The 15,055-nt window shown below is 43.6% G+C and carries 14 protein-coding genes; 6 read left to right on the plus strand and 8 right to left on the minus strand.

Going from position 1 to position 15,055, the window contains the following annotated elements:
- Nucleotides 1-42: 42 nt before the first annotated feature.
- The gene (locus LEP1GSC052_RS18245; protein ID WP_010572822.1) at nucleotides 43-1,185 is read left to right on the plus strand and encodes an N-acetylneuraminate synthase family protein; all 1,143 of its coding nucleotides are present in this window, start codon (nucleotides 43-45) and stop codon (nucleotides 1,183-1,185) included.
- Nucleotides 1,186-1,454: 269 nt separating this feature from the next.
- Here LEP1GSC052_RS18245 and LEP1GSC052_RS18250 read toward each other — a convergent pair whose 3' ends face one another.
- Together LEP1GSC052_RS18250 and LEP1GSC052_RS18255 are read right to left on the minus strand one after the other, a co-directional pair.
- Nucleotides 1,455-2,330 (minus strand): ankyrin repeat domain-containing protein, encoded by an 876-nt coding sequence (locus LEP1GSC052_RS18250; RefSeq protein WP_010572821.1) that lies wholly within the window; start codon nucleotides 2,328-2,330, stop codon nucleotides 1,455-1,457.
- Between the two features lie 174 nt (nucleotides 2,331-2,504).
- Nucleotides 2,505-2,855, minus strand: a complete 351-nt coding sequence (locus LEP1GSC052_RS18255; RefSeq protein WP_020986193.1) for an Hpt domain-containing protein — start codon at nucleotides 2,853-2,855, stop codon at nucleotides 2,505-2,507.
- A gap of 147 nt (nucleotides 2,856-3,002) precedes the next feature.
- On the opposite strand from LEP1GSC052_RS18255, the gene lpxA reads away from it, so the two are divergent.
- Nucleotides 3,003-3,782: an acyl-ACP--UDP-N-acetylglucosamine O-acyltransferase gene (lpxA, locus tag LEP1GSC052_RS18260; RefSeq protein WP_010572820.1), complete on the plus strand. Its 780-nt coding sequence runs from the start codon at nucleotides 3,003-3,005 to the stop codon at nucleotides 3,780-3,782.
- 5 nt (nucleotides 3,783-3,787) lie between these two features.
- The gene (gene galE, locus LEP1GSC052_RS18265) at nucleotides 3,788-4,750 is read left to right on the plus strand and encodes a UDP-glucose 4-epimerase GalE (protein WP_208855711.1); all 963 of its coding nucleotides are present in this window, start codon (nucleotides 3,788-3,790) and stop codon (nucleotides 4,748-4,750) included.
- A 35-nt stretch (nucleotides 4,751-4,785) separates the two neighbouring features.
- Here galE and LEP1GSC052_RS18270 read toward each other — a convergent pair whose 3' ends face one another.
- Complete coding sequence (locus LEP1GSC052_RS18270) at nucleotides 4,786-5,529, minus strand: M15 family metallopeptidase (protein WP_010572819.1); 744 nt, start codon at nucleotides 5,527-5,529, stop codon at nucleotides 4,786-4,788.
- A gap of 247 nt (nucleotides 5,530-5,776) precedes the next feature.
- On the opposite strand from LEP1GSC052_RS18270, the gene LEP1GSC052_RS18275 reads away from it, so the two are divergent.
- Nucleotides 5,777-6,124: a TIGR04452 family lipoprotein gene (locus LEP1GSC052_RS18275; RefSeq protein WP_020986701.1), complete on the plus strand. Its 348-nt coding sequence runs from the start codon at nucleotides 5,777-5,779 to the stop codon at nucleotides 6,122-6,124.
- Nucleotides 6,125-6,235: 111 nt separating this feature from the next.
- On the opposite strand, the gene recG is transcribed toward LEP1GSC052_RS18275, so the two are convergent.
- From recG to LEP1GSC052_RS18300, 5 genes are all read right to left on the minus strand, one after another.
- On the minus strand, nucleotides 6,236-8,425 hold the full coding sequence (gene recG, locus LEP1GSC052_RS18280; RefSeq protein ID WP_020986413.1) for an ATP-dependent DNA helicase RecG: 2,190 nt from the start codon (nucleotides 8,423-8,425) through the stop codon (nucleotides 6,236-6,238).
- Nucleotides 8,406-8,831 (minus strand): hypothetical protein, encoded by a 426-nt coding sequence (locus tag LEP1GSC052_RS18285; protein WP_010572817.1) that lies wholly within the window; start codon nucleotides 8,829-8,831, stop codon nucleotides 8,406-8,408. The genes recG and LEP1GSC052_RS18285 overlap by 20 nt, the downstream gene beginning before the upstream one ends.
- The gene (locus LEP1GSC052_RS18290; protein ID WP_010572816.1) at nucleotides 8,828-9,505 is read right to left on the minus strand and encodes a hypothetical protein; all 678 of its coding nucleotides are present in this window, start codon (nucleotides 9,503-9,505) and stop codon (nucleotides 8,828-8,830) included. Before LEP1GSC052_RS18290 ends, LEP1GSC052_RS18285 begins: the two co-directional genes overlap by 4 nt.
- A gap of 2 nt (nucleotides 9,506-9,507) precedes the next feature.
- Nucleotides 9,508-10,509 (minus strand): metallophosphoesterase family protein, encoded by a 1,002-nt coding sequence (locus tag LEP1GSC052_RS18295; protein WP_010572815.1) that lies wholly within the window; start codon nucleotides 10,507-10,509, stop codon nucleotides 9,508-9,510.
- Between the two features lie 113 nt (nucleotides 10,510-10,622).
- Nucleotides 10,623-11,312: a hypothetical protein gene (locus tag LEP1GSC052_RS18300; RefSeq protein ID WP_020985910.1), complete on the minus strand. Its 690-nt coding sequence runs from the start codon at nucleotides 11,310-11,312 to the stop codon at nucleotides 10,623-10,625.
- A gap of 128 nt (nucleotides 11,313-11,440) precedes the next feature.
- Between LEP1GSC052_RS18300 and LEP1GSC052_RS18305 the strand changes: the two genes are divergently transcribed.
- Together LEP1GSC052_RS18305 and LEP1GSC052_RS18310 are read left to right on the plus strand one after the other, a co-directional pair.
- Nucleotides 11,441-12,448: an NAD(P)H-dependent glycerol-3-phosphate dehydrogenase gene (locus tag LEP1GSC052_RS18305; protein WP_010572813.1), complete on the plus strand. Its 1,008-nt coding sequence runs from the start codon at nucleotides 11,441-11,443 to the stop codon at nucleotides 12,446-12,448.
- A gap of 6 nt (nucleotides 12,449-12,454) precedes the next feature.
- Nucleotides 12,455-15,040, plus strand: a complete 2,586-nt coding sequence (locus tag LEP1GSC052_RS18310; RefSeq protein WP_010572812.1) for a tetratricopeptide repeat protein — start codon at nucleotides 12,455-12,457, stop codon at nucleotides 15,038-15,040.
- Nucleotides 15,041-15,055: the final 15 nt, after the last annotated feature.

Genomic DNA, 15,055 nt, shown 5'->3' on the forward strand with positions numbered 1-15,055 from the left:
AAGCTTGTAAACTAAGGGAGAATATCCCGTTTGGAGTGAAGTGTGGACATAGTTGAGTTAGAAAAAGGCCATCCGGAAACGGAGAACAAAATTAAAGATCTCGCAAAAGAATGCGGAAATCAAACCGAAATCATTCGCGGGGCGGCGGTATCGGATACGATTCATTTCATAGGCGATACTCGCAAAATTTCCGAAAAAGAAGGCTATGTCAAAGAACTCCCCGGGGTCGCAAAAATCTGGAACGTGTCCATTCCATATAAAAACATCGCAAAAACCGCAGCCGGTAAAAACGGCGAAGTGGTTCACAGAGAAACAAGAATCGTAGAAGTCAAAGGTCCGGACGGTTTGGTTCGGAAGTTCGGAACCGGAAAACATATCTTTATCGTTGGACCGGATTCTCCACAAACCTACGAACAAACTTTGACGATCGCAAAACAAGCGGTCGAACTTGGAAAGAAATACAACATCTTAGATAGAATCATCTTTCGCGGCGGGGCTTTTAAACCTCGTACTCGTCCGACCGATTGGCGCGGCCTCGGTTGGGAAGGAATTGCGATGATGGATAAGGTTAAGGCCGAAACCGGTCTTCCTTACGTAACCGAAGTGATGGATCATACGATGGCGGAAGAAGTCGCAAAACACGCAGATATGATTCAGATCGGAACCAGAAACGCACAGGATTTCGAACTTCTCGAAGCTGTGGGAAGAACGGGTAAACCAGTGATTCTCAAACGCGGTTTCGGAAACGAAGCGGTAGAATGGTTTTCCGCTGCGGAATATATTGCTAATCAAGGAAATTTGAATATAGTTCTTTGCGAAAGAGGGGTGAAAACCCTTTTTATCAAGGAAGGTTACTGCAGAAACACTCCGGATTTGAACGTGATCACTCACGTAAAGAATCAAACGATTCTTCCCGTGATCTACGATCCTTCTCATGTTGCGGGCGACGATAAGATCGTGATTTCGAATCTTCTCGCTTCGCTTCCGTTCAACCCGGACGGTTCGATCACGGAAACCCTTCACGTGGAAGAATTCAGAAAAGAGCAGATGTGCGACGCGGCTCAAGCATTGCTCATGAGCATCTATGAAAAAGCGGTTCAATCCATTTTAAAATACGAGGAAACGATTCGTCCGATTACGGATGACGTGGATTCTTATTTTGTAAAACGGAAATCGGGAAAGTAATCAGAGAGTAAATAAAAGGCCCGATTGGTTTTGCGAAGGCGGTCTTGAGTTTTCAAGATCGCCTTTTTTGTTTTTAGGGAGAGGGGGAATTTTTAAAATTCGTTTTTGCTATTGTTGTAGAAACAAAGTTTTGTAGGAACTCCTGCGTTTGTTTTAAAGTTCAGTAAAGATTCGTTCTCGAAACTTTTGTAGGAACTACCACGATTCTCCCTGATTTCATTTGATTCTCAGAACAAAAAACGTAGGAACTCATACATTTTTAAAATATTCTACGGAATCGGAGGCGCCGCGGCGGGCGAAGGAGAAGTCGACGCAGGCTTTTTCGTATCCTTCAAACGTTTGATATACCATTGCATCATGTTTTGCTGATTGTCTTCCCAATTGAATTCACTGTAATGAGAAAACGCTTTTTCCGAAGCGCAGTAAGTCTGCGGAGAAAACTGAATCGGTCGATTCGTTACGGCCGAAGCGATTTCTTTTCCCATTTTCGTGGAAGTTTTGCAAACGGAATGAAAATAACTTTCATGAACCGTCGTATCGGTTTTCGCGGATTCAAAATCGAAATCCTTTGCGTTGGCCGCGGTGAGAATTTTTAGGATTTTTTCGGATTCGTTGGGTTTGTTTTTACGGATCGAATTCGCGGCCTCCAAATGAATGTTCTTGCCGTCCTTGTCGAACAGATTCACATTCGCACCTTTGAATATTAAAAATTCTGCAACATCGGATAACCCTTTCATAATCGCCCTTTGCAGGGGAGAATAGCCGTTTATATCCAAAACGTTCGGATCCGCGCCCGCACCGATCAAAACCTTGGTCATTTCAAGATCGTTCGAATAAATCAAGGCTGTATCTCTGCCGATCGGAAATCGTCCCACGTAAGGAATCAATCGAAAACATTCGTAATTACGCACATTCGGATTGGAACCTTTGGAAAGAAGAAGTTCGACGAGTTCCATATTCTTATCGTGAACCGCTATGCTCAAGGCGTTGTAACATTCTCCGACCGCGTTTACGTCCTCTCCTTGTGCGATTAAGGAACGGACTTGTTCCGTGTCCTTTTCTTTTACGGCGCGAATGATCTTCGTGTCCCGGCTGCATTGATGGAAAAGAATCGAAACACAGAATAGGAAAATTAGATTTTTCATAAACGCGCCTTTTTAAAAAAATAAAAGAAGGAACCGGTTCTCCATTCTCCGTTTAAAAAAAGAATTTGAAAGAAATTTCCAAAAGAAATTCCGATCCTCATTGAAAAGGAAAGCCGAACTTCGATTTTGAAACGGAAAAAAAAGATAAAACGAAATATGAATGCGAAGTGAAAGTTAGGCGATCCCGAATTTCTTTTTGAGTTCGTCTCGGGTTTGTTCCCAAAGCGCCGGAGTTTTCAAACTCAGTGTGTACGAAGAATTGGAATCCGCGTTTTTTAAATGATGTTCCGCTTCAGCGACTAAGACTCTCAAATCCTCCAATCCGAAGTTAGCGGAAACGCCCTTGGTTTGATGCAGTTCGGCTTGAAGATCCGCGTCTTTTTTTTCTTCCGTAAAACGAACGATGTTTTTAACTCGAACTTCCATATTTGTAAGAAGGGATTCCACCATCTCCTTCAACCAAGCCGCTTCCTCTTCGTCGTCTCCTTGCTTCAGAGAATCCAGTCTGTTCCAGTCCACAAGCATGTTCGTGACCTCGCTCCAAATATTTCCTTTTTTCGGGTTAAGACAAGCTACTTTTCAGTAAACTATACGGATGTTCAAGACATCTTTAAAAGCTTGAATAAAAAAGCCGAGTCGATTTTTGTATTTTAGAACCGAAGTGAGGTCTAAATGAAAATACATCCGACTGCGATTATCGACCCTCGAGCCGAACTGCACGAATCCGTCGAGGTCGGTCCTTATTCCATTATCGAAGGACATGTTTCCATCCAAGAAGGTACGGTAATTGAGAACCACGTAAAAATTTGCGCGGGTTCCGAAATCGGAAAATTCAATCGTTTTCATCAAGGCGCCGTGATCGGGGTAATGCCTCAGGACTTAGGATTCAATCAACAGCTTTTGACGAAAACGATCATCGGCGATCATAATATTTTTCGCGAATATGCGAATATTCATAAGGGAACAAAAGAAGATTCTCCCACCGTAATCGGAAATAAAAATTATTTCATGGGGAATTCCCACGTCGGTCACGATTGTATACTCGGGAATAATAATATTCTTACCCACGGTTGTGTTCTCGCGGGTCACGTGACTCTCGGAAGTTTCGCTTTTATTTCCGGTCTTGCGGCGGTTCATCAGTTTTGTTTCGTCGGGGACTACGCGATGGTCGCTGGTCTTGCAAAGGTCGTTCAGGACGTTCCTCCTTATTCCACCGTGGACGGAAATCCGAGCACCGTGGTCGGACTCAACAGCGTCGGTATGAAACGCGCTGGTTTTTCTCCGGACGTAAGAAACGCGATCAAACACGCGTATAAGGTCATCTATCATTCCGGAATGCCCACGAGAAAGGCTTTGGACGACCTCGAAGCCTCCGGAAATCTGATCGATCAAGTTAAGTATATTATAAAATTCTTTAGAGATAGCGACCGGGGAGTTACGGATCACAGGTGAGATTACTGATCACGGGCGGCGCCGGATATATTGGAAGTCACGTAGTCGCCCTTCTTCTTGAAAAAAAACACGAGCTTGTGATCGTGGACAACCTCGAAAAGGGAAACAAAGCCAATCTCTTTTCGGGTCCCGAGCTGATCCAAGGAAATATCCAGGACGATTCCGTTTTGGAAAAAGCATTTTCGAAACCGATCGACGCGGTGTTTCATTTCGCCGCTTGGAAGGCCGCCGGCGAATCGATGACCGATCCTTCCAAATACGCTCTGAACAATATCAACGGAACGTTAAAACTTCTTTCCTTTATGGAAAAGGCCGGAACGAGGAAGTTTATCTTTTCTTCTTCCGCGGCCGTTTACGGTTCTCCCGAATATCTTCCGATCGATGAGAATCATCCGGTTCATCCCGAAAATTATTACGGTTATACGAAACTTGCGGTTGAAGAGAATCTAAAATGGTTCGATCAACTCAAAGGTTTTAAGTTTGCCGCATTACGTTATTTTAATGCGGCCGGTTACGATCCTCGGGGAAGAGTGCGCGGTTTGGAAAGAACTCCGGCCAATCTTCTTCCGATCATCATGGAAGCCGCTTCCGGAATGAGAAAAGAATTCGAGGTTTTCGGAACGGATTACGAAACTCCGGACGGAAGTTGTGTGCGCGATTATATCCATGTAACCGATTTGGCAAAGGCCCACGTTTTAAGTTTGGAATATCTGGAAGCGGAAAAAAAATCCCTTACGGTGAACTTAGGTTCCGAAAAAGGATATTCCGTTTTGGAAGTCATTCGTCTTGCCGAGGAAGTGGTCGGAAGTCCGATTCCTCATAAGATTTCCGGTAGAAGAGCGGGCGATCCCGCAAAACTTTTGGCTTCTTCCGCGATGGCTCAGAAATTACTTCAGTGGACGCCCGAATACAGCGACGCGAAAACCCTTTTGAAAACGATGTGGGACGTTTATCAGAATCCCGCGTAAGCTATTCGCATAACGTTTTGCGTGGAAGCATCGAGTCAACGAATCGATTTACATTCCGGGTTGATGGAAGTCACGTATTCCAAGGGGAGGGATTGTAAAAATTCTCCCCCTAAAAATTTATCTTTGAACTGAATCTTTCCTTCCTTATACAATCGAACCCAATCTTCCTGCAGTTTGTTCGCGACCGGCGCATAAGACCAATGCCATTTTTCCTCGTTGTATCCTTTGTTTCCCCGGGAGTTTTTCGGAGAATAAGGTTGGCAGAATCCGAAACGTTTCGCGTTTTTGCTCATCCAGTTGTAAAACTTTTCTCCCCTTCCGCCTTTTTCAAAATAAGAATTTTCTAATGCGTTTAGATCCACGTCCGTTCCCCAGTGATGTCTGGAGGTTCCGGGTGCGCTTGAAAATTCCAAAATCAAGGAAATAATTTCTTGGGGAGTTTTTCCTTTTACGGGTTCTCTCATCTTTCTTTTTCCGGAATACTTTTCTTCCCAGATTCCTTTTTGATCCTTAAAGGATCGGAACGCCGATACGATAAACGGTTTTTGTTTTTCTTCGGGGTTTTCCCTTTGATACGTTTGTATCATCTCGAGAAGTTTTTCCAAAACGTCTTTTCTTAGATAATGAATCCTGGATTCTCCCGGATTGGAATAAGCCGTAAGAACCGCTTCCTGTTTAAAATCGCCGAGAACGTACGCTTCCGAGGAAACGTTTCCCGTTTGGGAAAAAATCGCGTTTTGAAAAAAGAAAAGTAAAACGATGGAGAATAGAATTTTCATATCTGGTTGTCAGAATCGAGGATTCTAAGTCTCTTGCAATGGTTTTTGTCCGATGGAATCCGCAAAATCTTGATTCGAAATCGATTCCATTCTTCGTTACGAATTCTTAATAAGGATTGAAATTTTCCGGAAATGTGTACGTTTAGTGAGTCCGGTTTTCCGAATCCGAATTCTTTTGTTTAAAAAAACTGTACTTCTCGAGCGGGGATCGGATTTTAGTAAAAAAAATTTGAGGGAGATCTTTCCAATGAAAAAGTGGTTCATCACTTCCCTGATTCCGTTTCTGTTGTTTACAAATTGTTACCTTTTCGATTCGATCGGGCTTTCCATTCCTGATACCGTTTCCGGTAAAGAAGCGAAAAACCAAATTCTTACCAGCGCTTTGATCGGAGCGATCGCTTCCCCGGACAACACTGCGATTATCGCGGTCATCTCTCCACAGCTTGCGAAAGTAGACGAAGGTCGTTACTATAAAAAAGTGGACGTGGATGATTGTGCGAATTCCGCTCTGATCATCAACATCGCTACGATCGATATCGGTGGTTTTACTTGTAACTTGGAGCCGAGAGAATACATTCTTTGGTACGTTTACTGATTTTTGAAACTGCGGCGGGCGGACTTCGGTTCGCCTTCCGTTAAAGCGAAATCGCGCGAATTCGATCGCAAATGAATTGTTAAGCGACAAGGCGAATTCTAAATCTTCCGATCAATTCGAGAACAACAATCTTCCTTCGCTGAATCTTCCCCGAATCTCTTCCTTTTCCAAATCGCCCGGATTTCCGAATAAGGCCGCGTCCTCTCTCGTAAGTTCTATCAACTTAGAATCTTCCCTTAGATCCGCGATTCTGAAGTCGGGAAGTCCGCTCTGACGCACTCCCATCAATTCTCCCGGCCCGCGAAGTTGAAGATCGATTTCGGATAACGCGAATCCGTCCGAAAGATTGACCATCGCGTCGAGTCTTACCTTCGCGTCTTCGGTCACTTTGGAATCGGTCATAAGAATACAAAAACTTTCCTGATCTCCTCGGCCCACTCGTCCCCTCAGCTGATGCAGTTGTGAAATTCCGAAACGATCCGCGTGTTCGATCACCATCACGGTAGAATTGGGAACGTCGATCCCGACTTCGATCACGGTCGTCGACACGAGAATCTGAATTCTATTTTTGGAAAATTCTTTCATTACGCGGTCTTTCTCTTCGGTTTCCATTTTTCCGTGAACGAGTCCGACCTCGAAGTCCGGAAAGATTTCGTGTTTGAGTTGTTCGTAGGCTTCGATGCAGGATTTGAGATCGACTTTTTCGGATTCTTCCACCAAAGGATAAACGATATAACACTGTCTTCCCGAGGAAACGTATTTGCGAATGGATTTATAAACTCCGTCTCTTCGATCCTCTTGAAACCATTTTGTCTGAATCGGCATTCTTCCCTTCGGTTTTGATTTGATCGTCAATAGATCCAAATCGCCGTAAAGAGTAAGACAAAGAGTTCTCGGAATCGGAGTCGCCGTCATCGCGAGAATGTCCGGATTTTTTCCTTTGGATCGCAACGTTTCCCTTTGATCGACTCCGAACTTGTGCTGTTCGTCTATGATCACAAGACCGAGTTCCGAAAAGACGACGTCCTCTTGAAAAACGCTGTGTGTTCCAATGACGAATAACGTGTCCCCTTTCTTGATTCGGTATAATTTTTCGTATCGATTCTTTTTCGGTTCCTTTCCGACGAGGAGTTCGATTCCCAGAAAGGGCATGTTTCCCAAAAAGTTAAGAATGGTTTGATAATGTTGTCTCGCGAGAATTTCGGTCGGAGCCACCATACAAACCTGGATCTGATTGTCCATATAACGAAGAGCGGTCAAAAGAGCGACTAACGTCTTTCCGGATCCGACGTCTCCTTGAAGAAGAACCGCGATGGGCTGTTCCTTTTTGGTGAGATCCTGGATCTTTTGAAGCGCCGATTCCTGATCTTCCGTAAGTTGAAAGGGAAGATTTTTGCGGACCGCCGTCGCGGTTTGAGAATCGGGCAAAGGCCAAAGAACCCGTTTGATCTTTTCTCTTTCCTTCTTTTTGTGTTCTATAAGAAGATTAAAATAAAATAATTCTTCGTATTTGAGTCTGTATCTCGCGTTTTCAAGAGTGGATTCGTCGGTCGGAAAGTGTATCTCCCGATACGATTCTTCTCTTGGAACCAAACCTCTTCGCTTAACAATTTCACCGGGAAGAATTTCCGGAATTTTTCCTTTGAGTTTTTCCAAAGCGGAATAAAGAATTTTTCGAAACCCTCTCGAATCGAGTCCTTCCGATTTTAAAGCCTCTCCCGAAGGATATAAGGGAATGATTCTTCCCGCGTGAATCATTTCGGGAAGTTCGGCCAGTTCCTCTTCGGGTTCTTGGTTTTCTTTTTTGCTTCCGCTCGTTTTTGAGGAAGTCGTCGAGACGTTGTAAGTCGGTTTGATCGCGCTCGTAAGAATCTCGTAATCCGGATGAATGAGTTGAAAACCGCGGAAGTATTCGAGTTTGCCGGTGGCGACTAACGTGGTTCCGGGCTGGAAGATTCTTTGAAAGAAGTTCACGCCGCGAAAGAATACGATCGAAATTCTTTCGTTGTTTCTCGTTTTGGCGCCGACTACGAGTCTTGATTTTTTTCCGTGTGCGAGATACGCGTCCACGACTTCCACGATCAGAGTCACCGTTTCGCCGGTTTTTAAAAGGACATTGTCCGTAAGATTCCGATCCAAATATCTTCTCGGAAAAAAATTCAAAAGGTCCTGAAGAGTTTGAATTCCAATGGACGCGAGGGCCGCAGCCTTGGCCGGACCGACTCCTTTGATCACCGTTACCGGCGAAAGAAGTCCGCCGTTTCCGTTTGTGTTTTCCGTTTTAGAGACCGAGTTCTTCATCCTTGACTTCAGTGGGAATCCATTCCGAATCCGTGTTTACCGTTTGTGTTTGATCCTGATTTTCCGCCGGAGTTTCTTCGCTCAAACCGAGATAACAATATCTACATCCGTAAATTCTCGCATGTCGTTTAATACCGGGAGAAGGAGGTTCGGCTATAACGGCGTATAAATATTCCGTTTTTTGCAAGTATTTTCCGCAGACGGGACAAATTCTCGGTTTGGGAAGATTCGGATCCCAATTCTTACCGTAGACTTTTTTCGGATCTCCGTATTCTTTCGATACGCCGTTTGCCGCGTCCCGTTTTTTTTCGGCCTTATCGATCCGTTTCGTATCGACCGAGTAGAGAAGATGAAAAAAAACCGCGGCCACTCCCAAACATAGCATAACGGTTAAAAATCCGGTCATTGTTTCAGATAGTCCTTAATTTTTGCGGCCATCGTGGACGGAAGGCCGATGCCTTTGTCCTGCAATCGATGCGAATACTTATGAAACGAATACGTATGCTGCGAAGTTTGAACGATTCCGTCGAAACAATCTTCGATGGATTCCTCCAAGGATTTACTCAAAGGAATATTGGATGCGATCTGTTGTTCGTATTTTCTCAAAAGTTTGCGGTTCACACCTCTGCAGATCGATCGATAAAAACAGAATCGTATCACCAATTCCGAATCCGATTGTCCGCCCTTAATGTCTTGTTCGAGTTGATTGAGATTGATGCAGTCCACGATCTCGAGTTTATACGCGTCCGTGTTGTGTTCGTAGGTTACGAGATTCATAAACAGATGTTTGAACAGGGAGATCTTATAACAATCCTCCATTCCGCACTCGCCCATTTTGGAATTCTCGCACTGAGTGTACATCACAATATCCGTGTCGGATTCCGCGGTCGCCTGACCGAAATTAAGCGATCCTAAAATGTCGAACGCGACGACGTCTCCTCCGAAGTTGATGAGCTTGGAGAATTTTTTGAAGTCTTCGATTCTTTCTCTGGAGATTTTAGTTTCGTGGGACCGGAAATATCTTTTTAACCCGGTGAACTTTTGGATGGTGGGATTGTTTTTAAAACCTGAGATTGTCATGGTTAGATTCTCACAAAATCTTCCGCTGACACCTCCGAATCTTGACTTACGAACGTCACACAAGGAACGCTTCCTCTGCAATCCACGTTCATTAAGAGGCGAATTTTGTGGTCCACCAGTCTATTCAATTTTACGGTTTCTACAAGCCCATTTTCTAAAAATATTTCCGAGAAGAATCCTCCGGGCTGAAATCCGAACACCGAATCCACCGCTCCGAAGTTGGAAGGATTGAGGAACACGGTTTTTCCTTTTTTGACGATGCCTTGGTCCTCGTGAACGTGGCCCGAAACGACAAGAGTGGGATGATAATCGTCCAAATATCTTCGGATTCCTTGAGAACCCACGTTTCCGTAATTCGGAATCTTATCCAAGAAACCGTAAGGAGGATTGTGAATCACGACTACGTCCGGTTGTTCTTCCTTGAAGAAGTCTTCGGGTTCGCTGTAACTTTTTCCGTTTCGATTGTATTCGTGAAACTTAACGGCCAACTTTTCGGGGATTCCCGACGTTACGATCGGAGCTCCGCCGTAACCCGCGAATTTATAACCGTCTTGTTCGAAGGTTTTTCTATGAATGTCTCTTTCGTATAAGGCGCTGTATTGAAGATCGATGTCGTAGTTGCCCGGAAGAACTCTCACAGGCGCGCGAGAATATTTTTGAATGATGATTTCTATGAGTTCGTATTTTTCCTTCATCGTTTTTGCGGCCTGATGAAAGAGAGTTCTGTATTCTTTAGATTTTTCTACTATATCGGCGCCGTATTTTTCGGGGAAACGAATCGCTCTTGTCGCATAATCATACGCGTTGATCTCTTCTTTCTGATCCTTGGAGATGCGATACATCTCCTCTTGTATGGTGCAGAATTCTATGATGCGATCGGTGCTGAAAAAAGCTTTGTAGATGATGTCGCCGGAAAAGAGATATAGGTCCGCCGTGGTTTGCTGAAGAATTTCCTTCAAGCCTCTCAGACCGTCATGGATGTCAGTCAGATAGATGATTTTCATTTCAATCGACCCGAAACGTTACCGTCTCTTTTGCGCTACACCCTAATTATAAAAAAGGGAAGCTGTACACTCAATTTAGAAATGCGTTACGGAATGTCCAACCTTTCTAAAGATTAGTCTCTCCAGAGAAGAAGAAGGGAATCCTGATTTTCGGAAATCGGTTCGATTCGAATGTATTCCGGCCCGAAAAAATCGAGAAGAGGTTTAAGAATCGTTCCGGATTTTACGAACAAGAATACGTTTCCTTTTTCTGGAATCACCTTTTGAATCGTAATTTTTCCGGCGAGATCGGGAATCTCAGAAAGAAAATAATCCATGTTCACCGTGATTACGTTTCGAATTCCTGTTAGACGAAGAATTTCCGGAATTTCCTCAACGATGGTTTCCAAAATATACCTTCTGTGGAACTGGAATATTTTCGAAAAAATACGGATCGGATCCAATTTTCTCTGAGTGTGACTGAATAAACGGAAGGATTGAATTTGAAGACGAACCTGATTTTGAATCACTCGAACCGGAGTGAGGCTAACGTTGTAATCCACGGAATCCGTTTTTAAAAGCCGCGACCAAAACAAACCTTGGATCGAAAAATGTCCGGTTAAAATCAAAACCCCGTTGCCCGAATCGAACTCGAGGGATTCGAGCGCGTCGTCCGATTCCGAGATTTTTTTCTTCAGAATTTTATTCAGAGAATGGAGTTTGAGAGTGATTTTATAATTGCTCTTCTGGCTTTCCTTTTCGGACGAGTGTCCGAGTAAAATATCCAAAGGATTGAAGCCTATGAGTTTCCTCAAATTGAGCATGGGAGATCAAAAATAGTTTGCGGGTAAAGAAGAGTAAACTAAATTATTGATTCCAAGTCGGGAATGATCTTTCGGATTCGATTTACGAAAGAATTTTTTTCGACTTAACCTGTCATTGAGGAGCTTTCATGAAAATCGGAGTGATCGGATCGGGAAGTTTTGGAACCGCTTTGGGAAGTCTTCTTGCGGACAAGGGATACGACGTTACTCTCTGGTGTAGAAACGATTCTCAGATTGAAAGCATAAACCGCGATCATATCAATAACAAACATCTTCCCAGTTTTACCCTTCCCGAAAAGTTGACCGCGAGCAAGGACCTAAGAACCGTCGTCGAAGGAAAGGATATGATCGTATCTTCTCCTCCTTCTCACGCGCTTACCGATATTTTAAGGGAGATTAAAAGTTATCTTCCCGAAAAAGTTCCCATCGTTTCCGCGAGTAAGGGAATCGAAAACGGAACTCTTCGACTCGTTTCCGAAATTTTCGAATCGGAACTGCCCGGAAAGTATCACGCGTATCTTTCGTATTTATCGGGACCTTCCTTCGCAAAAGAAATCATACAAAAAGTACCCACGATCGTAAGCATCGCATCGAAGAACGAAGCGACCGCGCGTAAAGTTCAGGAAATATTCAGCTTCTTATATTTTAGAACCTATTGGACTCCGGACGTGGTCGGAGTGGAAGTGGGCGGTTCGTTGAAGAATGTGATCGCGCTTGCCGCGGGAGTCAGCGACGGATTGGGCTTCGGACAAAACACAAGAGCGGCTTTGATTACGAGAGGACTCAACGAAATCACAAAGATCGGTTTGAAATTGGGCGCGGACCCGATGACGTTTCTCGGACCATCCGGAATGGGAGATTTGATTCTCACTTGTTGCGGAGAACAATCGCGCAACCGAACCGTGGGTTTTCGTTTAGGCAAGGGAGAAACTCTGGAACAAATTCTTTCCAGCATGAACGAAGTCGCGGAAGGAGTGAAGACAACTCAAAGCGCTTACGAACTTTCTCAAAAGTTAGGAATCGAAATGGCGATCACGAACGAAGTTTATAAAATGCTTTACGAAGGTAAGAATCCGAAAGAAGTTGTGAAAGACCTTATGAAACGCGATCTAAAGAGAGAAGGCGTTTCAGTCTGATCGACCTTGAAGCTTCTTTCCTTTAAATTCCGTCTTTGCCTTATACTGAGTCTCGTATCTTTTCATTCGATTGCGGCTCAGACGAAACAGGAGTTCGGATGGGCCAAAAGTTCGGACGGATTTTCCTTCAATTTAAACGGAAGAACCGTTTTTCAATCCAAGGACGAAATCAATTCCTTTCCTTCCAATCTAACTCTATTAGAAAAAACTGATTATCTTTTTTTTGCGGGAGAATACTTCATTCTCAACAAGGACTTACGCCGTTACGAAGCCTTGCTCAAGTTGACCGCAGACGGCGATTCCGAACTCGTTTTGGGGGGAATCTTTTTAAGAATATTAAAAGAATTGAATTTTAGTTCTAAGGATTCTTCCCGAGCGTCTCTGACTCAGTTTTACAAAAACGAAAAATCTCCGTATCTCAAAGAACTCGCCGAAGGTTTCGATCAGGCGGTGTTCGAAAAAAAATCCCCCGAAAATCTGAAGTGTTCCAGAAAGACGGTTTATTATTCTCTTTGTAAGACTTTGCGTCTGAAAAAATATCTTTCCGATTTTTCTCCCGAAGCGAAATCGCACGAACGGGAATATCTGAATTTAAACCGAACTCTCGCTCCGTTTTTGGAAGATCCCGAACTCAAATACATTCCTTTCTTAAGCAATTTTATCTTCAACATCGCGGATCAACTCGCGGAGCTCGGACTTTCCAGAGAAGCCGTTCACTTTGAAAAGATTCTCATCATATCCGAAAATTTAAGCGGAAGAATCATCGGATATTCGTATGAAAAACTCGCGTACTACTATCTGATCGGAGGAGATCTTACATCCGCCGAAAAGGTTTTGGATTATATTCTCAAATATCATCCCGATCTAAGAACCTCATATAAGAATCATCTTTATCTAAAGTTAGGCACCATCGCTTATCTCAATCAGGAATATAAGAAATCCCTGGATTACTATTTGAATCTGGATTTTTTGGAATGGTCGTCCACGATCTTAAATCCGTTTTTGGGAGAACCGATTTCGATCAACAGCGCTAGAGATTTGATTTCGATGGCGATCTTACGATCTAAAAATTCCTTTAAAGCGGTCGACGCTCTTAAGTCCGTTTCCACTCCGAAGAATTTAACCGAAGACGATCTCTTTACTCGACTTCGCATTATACAAATTCTTATGAACGACGAACCGGAGGTCGCGGGAAAGATGGCGACAGAAATCACTTTTTTAGCGCAAAGCAAAGGATGGAAACGCGTGGAATACGCGTCCACTTTGCTCAACGGATTCATTCATTATAAGAAAAACGATCTTAGAAAAGCGATCATAGAATTTACCAAAGCGTACGGAATTTTAAAAACCGCGGATCCTGTTTATACGGAAGAATGGATTCGGCTTACGGGTTTATTCTATTCTCATAAAGAATCGAGAAATTTAAAAACGGTAAAGGGCGCTTTGGATCAGGCGGTCGCGATTACGATCCACAGAAGACCGGACGATATGCTTCTTCAACTGAAGAATTATCTTCCCGTCGTTTACGGAGTGCGCGAGTTTACGGACGCGGCGATCGGCTACTACATTCTTCACGGACACAACACCGAACTGCTTGGATTCTTATCGCGTTTGGAACAAAAGGAAGTGATGGGAAACACCGCGTATCCGAACACTCTCGTTTCCATGATCGATACGAGCAGAAGAATCTCTTCGTTTCGAGGATTTTATCCCGGACCGAAGGAACACCTGAGTTCGAGCCGTTCGGAGATTCGCAAAACGGAAGTTACACGGCTTCTGGAGGAACTCGATCCGTTCCGAAATCAAGAAATCAAAAAATCGCATATACCCGTGTTGAGCGTTTTTGTTCGGGATAAAAGAACGTATATCTTTTGGAAGCCGGGAGATTCTCAGGAAATCGAACTGAAGGAAATTCCTTCCGAGTCCGCTTCTTCTTTTACGGTTCAAGTCGTATTGAAATCTTTGATAGAATCCTTATACAAACGGGACAGCGTTCAGATTTATCTCAACGTTTCCGGAATGGAATCCTTCGATTATCTAAAGAAGGAATTTCCGGATATCGATTTTCGTTTGTTTACAAAGTTCAGCAGAAAAGAAGACAACGTTAAGTCCGAAAGAATCTACGTGGGCGATTGTAAAAGCGCGGAATCTCTAAACCGATCCAATTTTGAAAAAGTCGGGTCCGCGTATTTCGAAGGAAATAAATTACTCACCGGAACTCATTCGATGATGGTTTGGAATTTGAAGGTGGAAGATAATTCTCCCGGAAGTTTAAACGAATATTCTTGGAACTGCGGAGAGGATCAGATTCGTTTTTCAAGATTACATAGACGTTACGATTTTAGAAACACGCCGCAGAGATTGATTTTTACGAGAGATTCCTTAAGCGGAAACGGTTGGAAGGGAAGATCGGAAGACTTTTTGGATTGGGTTTCTTTTTGGATCAACTCGGGCGTACATAGAATGTATTACATCAAGTCTTTGGACTTAAATTCAGAATCGGACATAAACCTTTTGGAAAGACTTTCCCAAGAAACGAACGAACCCGAATCCTCTTTTCGAGGGATTCGAATTCGAAAACATATAGAATGATCGATGTGGATTCGT

The sequence above is a fragment of the Leptospira kmetyi serovar Malaysia str. Bejo-Iso9 genome (assembly GCF_000243735.2).
GTDB classification, from domain to species: domain Bacteria; phylum Spirochaetota; class Leptospiria; order Leptospirales; family Leptospiraceae; genus Leptospira; species Leptospira kmetyi.

What these genes read in the sequence shown, in the direction of transcription:
- LEP1GSC052_RS18250 (WP_010572821.1), bottom strand. Translation starts at nt 2,330, where the DNA reads ATGAAAAATCTAATTTTCCTATTCTGTGTTTCGATTCTTTTCCATCAA.
- LEP1GSC052_RS18255 (WP_020986193.1), bottom strand. Translation starts at nt 2,855, where the DNA reads ATGCTTGTGGACTGGAACAGACTGGATTCTCTGAAGCAAGGAGACGAC.
- lpxA (WP_010572820.1), top strand. Translation starts at nt 3,003, where the DNA reads ATGAAAATACATCCGACTGCGATTATCGACCCTCGAGCCGAACTGCAC.
- LEP1GSC052_RS18270 (WP_010572819.1), bottom strand. Translation starts at nt 5,529, where the DNA reads ATGAAAATTCTATTCTCCATCGTTTTACTTTTCTTTTTTCAAAACGCG.
- LEP1GSC052_RS18275 (WP_020986701.1), top strand. Translation starts at nt 5,777, where the DNA reads ATGAAAAAGTGGTTCATCACTTCCCTGATTCCGTTTCTGTTGTTTACA.
- recG (WP_020986413.1), bottom strand. Translation starts at nt 8,425, where the DNA reads ATGAAGAACTCGGTCTCTAAAACGGAAAACACAAACGGAAACGGCGGA.
- LEP1GSC052_RS18285 (WP_010572817.1), bottom strand. Translation starts at nt 8,831, where the DNA reads ATGACCGGATTTTTAACCGTTATGCTATGTTTGGGAGTGGCCGCGGTT.
- LEP1GSC052_RS18290 (WP_010572816.1), bottom strand. Translation starts at nt 9,505, where the DNA reads ATGACAATCTCAGGTTTTAAAAACAATCCCACCATCCAAAAGTTCACC.
- LEP1GSC052_RS18295 (WP_010572815.1), bottom strand. Translation starts at nt 10,509, where the DNA reads ATGAAAATCATCTATCTGACTGACATCCATGACGGTCTGAGAGGCTTG.
- LEP1GSC052_RS18300 (WP_020985910.1), bottom strand. Translation starts at nt 11,312, where the DNA reads ATGCTCAATTTGAGGAAACTCATAGGCTTCAATCCTTTGGATATTTTA.
- LEP1GSC052_RS18305 (WP_010572813.1), top strand. Translation starts at nt 11,441, where the DNA reads ATGAAAATCGGAGTGATCGGATCGGGAAGTTTTGGAACCGCTTTGGGA.